Below are 6215 nucleotides of genomic sequence, written 5' to 3'. Positions count from 1 at the left end.
CAACGGGTCGACGCGGGCGCAAGCCCGCGTCGAAACCTCAGTCTTCCATCGCTTCGAGTTCGTCGATGAAGCCCGAAATCATGCTCAGGCCCTTGTCCCAGAACTTCGGGTCCGAGGCGTCGAGGCCGAAGGGTTTGAGCAGTTCGGAATGGTGCTTGGATCCGCCGGCCTTCAGCATCTCGAAATACTTCTTCTGGAAGTCCGGGTCGCCCTCTTCGTAGACCGCGTAGAGCGCGTTCACGAGGCCGTCGCCGAAGGCATAGGCGTAGACGTAGAACGGCGAGTGGACGAAGTGGGGGATGTAGGACCAGAAGGTTTCGTACCCGTCCATGAAGGTGAACGCCGGGCCGAGGCTTTCGCCCTGCACGCTCATCCACAGCTCGTTGATCTGGCTGGTGGTGAGTTCGCCGCGGGTGCGGCGCGCTTCGTGCAGTTTGCATTCGAAGTCGTAGAACGCGATCTGGCGCACGACCGTGTTGATCATATCCTCGACCTTGCCCGCGAGCAGCACCTTTTTCTGGGCCGCATCGGGCGCTTCGGCCAGCAGTTTGCGGAAGGTGAGCATCTCGCCGAAGACGCTTGCGGTCTCGGCCAGCGTAAGAGGCGTGTCGGCCAGAAGCTCGCCCTGACCGGCGGCCAGCACCTGATGCACGCCGTGGCCCAGTTCGTGCGCCAGCGTCATCACGTCGCGCGGTTTGCCGAGGTAGTTGAGCAGAACGTAAGGATGCGCGTCGGTGACGGTGGGGTGGGCGAAGGCGCCGGGCGCCTTGCCGGGTTTCACGCCGGCGTCGATCCAGCCGCGGTCGAAGAACGGCTCGGCGATCGCGGCCATTTCCGGGTCGAAGCCTGCATAGGCCGACAGCACCATCTCGCGTGCCTTGGGCCAGTCGATGACACGCTCCTCCTCCATCGGGAGCGGCGCGTTGCGGTCCCAGACCTCCATCGTTTCGAGCCCGAGCCATTTGGCCTTGAGCGCGTAATAACGGTGCGACAGCTTCGGATAGGCGTCGACCACGGCGTTTCTGAGTGCCTCGACAACCTCGGGTTCGACATGGTTCGACAGGTGGCGCGCGGTCTGGGCCGAGGGCATCTTGCGCCAGCGGTCCTCGATCTCTTTCTCCTTGGCGAGCGTGTTGTGCACGCGGGCGAAGAGGGGGAGGTTTTCGCCGAACACGCGGGCCAGTTCGCGCGCGCCCGCTTCGCGGCGGGAGCGTTTCTGTTCGGACAAAAGGTTCAGCGTGGCCTCGAGCGACAGGTCTTCGTCCTCGCCTTCGGGTGAGAAGGTGAGGCGGGCCATCGTTTCGTCGAACAGCTTGTTCCACGCGGCGGAGCCGACGGCGGACTGGTCGTGCAGGAATTTTTCCAACTCGTCGGACAGCTGGTAGGGCCGCATCGCCCGCAGGCGGTCGAAGATCGGCTTGTAGCGGGCCAGATCGGCGTTGGCTTCGAACAGGGCGTCGAGCTTGTCGTCCGGAATACGGTTGATTTCCAGCGAGAAGAACACCAGCGGCGTGGTGTAGTCCGTCAGCTTTTCCTGACAGTTTTGCAGGAACTGCGCCCGTTCGCCATCGGTCGTGACCTGATAATACCGCAGACCCGCGTAGGACATGAGCCGCCCGGCGATGCGGTCGATCTCCTCATGCGCCGTGACGCAGGTGAGCATGCCCTGGGCGTCCAGATCGGCCAGTTTGCCTTCGTAGCGTTCGGCGAAGTCGGCGCAGAGCGTTTTCAGCCGGTCGAGGTCGCGGGTCACTTCCGGCGCGTCGGGGGCCGCGTAGAGGTCGCTCAGATCCCAGTCGGGCAGATTTCCCAAATCCTTGCCGGACCCTGCGGGGTCAGTGGCGGCGTCGAAGACGGGGCTGGGCTTGGTCGGGATGCGCATGAAGTCTCCTGTTCGTGTGTCGGTCAAGACATAGGACGTGGGCGGGTGGGCCACAACACCCGGTCCGGTCACGTCCGTATTCAGGTCATGGTTCGCTAACCCACGCGGAATTTTCGTGGCGGATTGTGCGCGACCGGGAAACGCTGGAGCGCAGCGGCGGCTCACTGTCCCGGAAAGCTGCATGGTGAGTTTCAAATATCAAACATTCGCCTCAATTCCGCCGTGGTTCTGAGGTCTCTGGATCGCGGTGAAATCCGTGTTTCGAACGCGGATGATGCGTTTTGACGCGGGAGACGGGACGATGGCGGATCACGGCCTGAAAGATCGGAAGACCACGCAACGGGTGGACAACCCCGAGGGGTTCCTGCGTGACGAGCGCGGGTCGTTCATCATATTCGGGATCGCCGTTTTCATGCTGATGTGTCTGGCGGGCGGGATCGCGGTCGACACGATGCGCTATGAAACCCACCGGGTGCATGTGCAGGGCACGCTCGACCGCGCGATCCTCGCCGCCGCGTCGCTGGATCAGGATCTGGACCCGGAAGAGGTGGTTCTGGACTACTTCACCAAGGCCGGTCTGGGCCATGTCATCAGTCAGGACGACATCGACGTCTTCGAGAACCAGACGAACGGCGAGGTGGCCGACGACGTGGCCGTGACCACACGGCGGGTCGAGGCCTCGGTCAGCGCGCTCATGCCGACCACCTTCCTGCGTCTGGCGCATATGTACGATCTGGGCCTCTACACCGAAGGCGGGGCCGAAGAGGCGCTGTCGCTGTCCGAGATTTCACTGGTGCTCGACGTGTCCGGTTCGATGGGCAACTCGTCCAGTTCCGGCTATTCCAAGATCTATGAACTTCGTCGGGCCGCCAAGCGGTTCGTCAACGTCATGCTGTGCAACCCCGCCGATGCGGACGAGACCGAGGATTGCACGCTGACCGAGGGCGACATCTCGATCAACATCGTGCCCTACGCCGAACAGGTGCTGCTGCCGTCGAACCTGTTGCAGCGGTTCAACCATACGAGCGAGCACACCGAAAGCCGGTGCATCACCTTCTACGAGGACGAGTTCGACACGGTCGCCGTTCCGACCTTCTCGCTCGACACCTTCGTGACGAACGGGCGCCCGCTGCCCGCGCTTTACGGCGATCCGATCCAGCTTACAGGGTATTTCGACCCGTCGGGCGGCACCAACAGCACCCCGAACCCCGGCTCGAATTCGCCCTGCTACAACGATTATTCCGGCAGCACGAACGACTACTGGCGCGAGATTTACCCGATGGGCTTCTCCGCCGAGGCCCTGCGCGACGAGATCGACGATCTGGGCGCGAGCGGCAACACCTCGATCGACCTCGGGATGAAGTGGGGCGCGGCCCTTCTGGACCCGGCGGCGCAGCCCGCGATCTCGGACCTCGTGGCCGCGAACGAAGTGAACGAGGCCTTCGATGGTCGCCCGTTCGAATACACCCAGCGCGGGATCGAAAAGGTCATCGTGCTGATGACGGACGGGGAAAACACCTCGCAGGACTACCTGCGGCGCGGGTATCACAGCGGGCCGTCGGGCGTTTACAAGGCCAACAGCTCGAACGATTGGTCGGTCTACGACGCCGACGACGATCGCTATTACTGGGTGAACGGCGGTCAGTGGCTCGACCACCCGTACGGCGAGGGCGAGTACGAGGAATGCCATTCGGTCCGGCAATACTGGGGGTACTGGTGGTGGCAGTACAACTGGGTCGAAGAATGCGAGATGGTGTACGAAGGCAACGGCGCCACGCAGCTGACCTTCCCGCAACTGTGGCTTCAGAAGACCGCCAACTGGTATGACCAGTGGAACTTCCTCGCGGATGCGCACGACTATTTCAACTACAGCGAAAAGAACGACAATCTGGACGAGATCTGCACGGCGGCGAAGAACGCGGGCATGGTCGTCTTCACGATCGGGTTCGAGGTGAGCGGCAGCCAGCACGACATCATGCGCAGCTGCGCGTCGGCACCGGCCTATTACTTCGACGTCGACGGTCTGGATATCTCGGCGGCCTTCGCGGCCATCGCAAGGGAAATCTCGAAACTGAGGCTAGTGTTCTGAAATGACACATCGGGCAGGCATACTTAAAAGAATAAAACAGGCAATCAGACGGGAAGACGGAACGGCCTCGATCGAGTTCGTCATCCTCTTCCCCGCGCTGATGACGCTGTTCCTATCGTCGTTCGAAATGTCCGTCCTGCTTCTCAGGTCGGTCATGCTGGACAAGTCGCTCGACACGACGGTGCGCGAACTGCGCCTCGGGCTGGTCGATACGCAGACCCAGGGGGCGCTCAAGACGACGCTGTGCAACCGGGCGCCGATCATCTCGAATTGCAATTCGAACCTGCTGGTCGAACTGACTCCGATCTCGACCGATACGTGGTCTTTTCCGGCGGGCAACACGACCTGCACCGACCAGTCGGCTGAAATCCAGCCGGTCGTCAACGTCACCTTCGGGCTGGCCAACGACATCATGATCGTGCGCGCCTGCGCCAAGGTCGACCCGTTCTTCGCCCCGTCGAAATGGGTTCTGGACCTCGCCCCGCTGGACGAAGCCGGTCAATACGCCGTCGTCGCCGCCTCGACCTTCGTGAACGAACCGTGAGGGGAGGGCGACAGATGGAACCACATTTTTCGATCCGCCGGTTCGTTCGGGACGAAGACGCCTCGCTCACCGTCGAGATGGTGCTGATCCTGCCGCTGCTGATCTGGGGCTTTCTGACGGTCTACACGATCTTCGATGTGTTCCGGGCCCGCAATCTGGCGCTGAAGGGCAATTACGCGATCTCGGACCTGATGTCGCGGGAAACCGCGTCGATCAACACGACCTATCTGAACGGCGTGCGCTCGGTCTTTCGCTATCTGACGCAGGGCGACAACGACACATGGGTGCGCGTCACCCAGCTTTACTGCAACGGCGATTGCGGCGATGCCGACAACCGGGTGCTGGTTCTGGACTGGTCGCGCGCGACCAATGGCGTGGACACCTACGAATCCGACGACCTCGACGCGTTGAATTCCGTGGTGCCGCTTCTGGGCTTCGGCGAGCGGATCGTCATGGTCGAAACCAGCGTCGACTATGTCGCACCCTTCATTCCGCCGATGCTGAAAACCGTATCGACGGAGAACTACGAGTCCGGCTGGGGGTTCATGAAGAACAACACGTTCATCGACACCGTGTTCACCGAGCCGCGGTTCGGCCCGCAATTGTGCTGGGAATACGTGAACAGCTGCCCGGCGCGGTCCTGATCTGCCCGGATCTGTGCCTGCGTGCACAGAAACTGCGCCGCCTCGAAGCGTGGCGGCGGATTGTTGCGGGCCACGTGCAAACCTAGATTACGGGTCGAAAGGAGACGCTCATGTCCATTCGTCCCGTTATCTCCCAGACCCCCGCCCAACCCACGATGGAAGGTGCCGGGGTCAAACTTCATCGCGGTTTCGGCTTCGGCGATCCCGAGGCCTTCGATCCGTTTCTTCTATTCGACGATTTCCGGGGTGAGATGCCTTCGGATTACATCAAGGGCTTCCCGTGGCACCCGCACCGGGGGATCGAGACGATCACCTATGTGCTCGAAGGCACGGTCGAGCATGGTGACAGCCTTGGCAACCGTGGCACGCTGGGCGCGGGCGACATCCAGTGGATGACCGCGGGCTCCGGCATCATGCATCAGGAAATGCCGACCGGGAACGCCAAGGGCCAGATGCACGGGTTCCAGCTTTGGGGCAACCTGCCGTCCTCGCTCAAGATGACCGATCCGCGCTATCAGGACATCGCGTCCAAGGAAATTCCCGAAGTCACCGATGACGACGGCACGGTGGTTCGTGTGGTCGCGGGCGAGTTCTGGGGCAAACGCGGCCCGGTCGACGGGATCGCGGCGGACCCGCAGTATCTGGACGTGACGATCCCTGCGGGGGTGAAGAAGACCTTCAAGATCGACACCTATCGCCGGGCTTTCGCCTATGTGTTCCAAGGGGCGGCGGCGTTCGTCGATGCGTCCAAGCCTTCGGGCGTTCTGCTCGAGAAGGAAGTGTTCGGGCAGGAGGTCAACATCCGTGATCTGTCCGGAAACCGCACGGTCGTGCGCTTTGGCTCGGGCGACGAGGTGACGGTGCAGGCCGGGGAAGAGGGGGTTCGGTTCCTTCTGATCTCGGGCGCGCCGATTTCCGAGCCGGTGGCGTGGCACGGGCCGATCGTGATGAACACGCGCGAAGAGCTGATGCAGGCGATGCAGGACCTGCGCAACGGGACGTTCATTCGTCCGGCGCACTGAGGCGTGTGACGGGTTTCGCCGCGGGCTTTGGCCC

5 protein-coding genes are annotated in these 6215 nt (G+C 62.4%); 4 read left to right on the top strand and 1 reads right to left on the bottom strand.

Annotation, left to right across the window (positions count from 1 at the left end):
• Positions 1-37: 37 nt before the first annotated feature.
• The gene (locus RB2654_RS05630; protein WP_008329458.1) at positions 38-1882 is read right to left on the bottom strand and encodes a M3 family oligoendopeptidase; all 1845 of its coding nucleotides are present in this window, start codon (positions 1880-1882) and stop codon (positions 38-40) included.
• A 301-nt stretch (positions 1883-2183) separates the two neighbouring features.
• On the opposite strand from RB2654_RS05630, the gene RB2654_RS05625 reads away from it, so the two are divergent.
• From RB2654_RS05625 to RB2654_RS05610, 4 genes are all read left to right on the top strand, one after another.
• Positions 2184-3971, top strand: a complete 1788-nt coding sequence (locus RB2654_RS05625) for a TadE/TadG family type IV pilus assembly protein (RefSeq protein ID WP_008329457.1) — start codon at positions 2184-2186, stop codon at positions 3969-3971.
• 1 nt (position 3972) lies between these two features.
• Positions 3973-4515: a TadE/TadG family type IV pilus assembly protein gene (locus RB2654_RS05620; protein WP_040884450.1), complete on the top strand. Its 543-nt coding sequence runs from the start codon at positions 3973-3975 to the stop codon at positions 4513-4515.
• A 14-nt stretch (positions 4516-4529) separates the two neighbouring features.
• The gene (locus RB2654_RS05615) at positions 4530-5159 is read left to right on the top strand and encodes a TadE/TadG family type IV pilus assembly protein (protein ID WP_008329448.1); all 630 of its coding nucleotides are present in this window, start codon (positions 4530-4532) and stop codon (positions 5157-5159) included.
• Between the two features lie 110 nt (positions 5160-5269).
• A complete protein-coding gene (locus RB2654_RS05610; RefSeq protein ID WP_040884448.1) occupies positions 5270-6181 on the top strand; it encodes a pirin family protein in 912 nt (303 codons plus the stop codon).
• The last annotated feature ends 34 nt before the right edge of the window (positions 6182-6215 follow it).

The sequence above is a fragment of the Maritimibacter alkaliphilus HTCC2654 genome (genome assembly GCF_000152805.1).
Taxonomy (GTDB): Bacteria; Pseudomonadota; Alphaproteobacteria; order Rhodobacterales; family Rhodobacteraceae; genus Maritimibacter; species Maritimibacter alkaliphilus.
This window is presented reverse-complemented; position numbering and strand designations above follow the sequence as displayed.

Excerpts from the sequence above, each read along its gene's own strand:
- RB2654_RS05615 (WP_008329448.1), top strand. The coding sequence starts at position 4,530 with ATGGAACCACATTTTTCGATCCGCCGGTTCGTTCGGGACGAAGACGCC.
- RB2654_RS05630 (WP_008329458.1), bottom strand. The coding sequence starts at position 1,882 with ATGCGCATCCCGACCAAGCCCAGCCCCGTCTTCGACGCCGCCACTGAC.
- RB2654_RS05610 (WP_040884448.1), top strand. The coding sequence starts at position 5,270 with ATGTCCATTCGTCCCGTTATCTCCCAGACCCCCGCCCAACCCACGATG.
- RB2654_RS05620 (WP_040884450.1), top strand. The coding sequence starts at position 3,973 with ATGACACATCGGGCAGGCATACTTAAAAGAATAAAACAGGCAATCAGA.
- RB2654_RS05625 (WP_008329457.1), top strand. The coding sequence starts at position 2,184 with ATGGCGGATCACGGCCTGAAAGATCGGAAGACCACGCAACGGGTGGAC.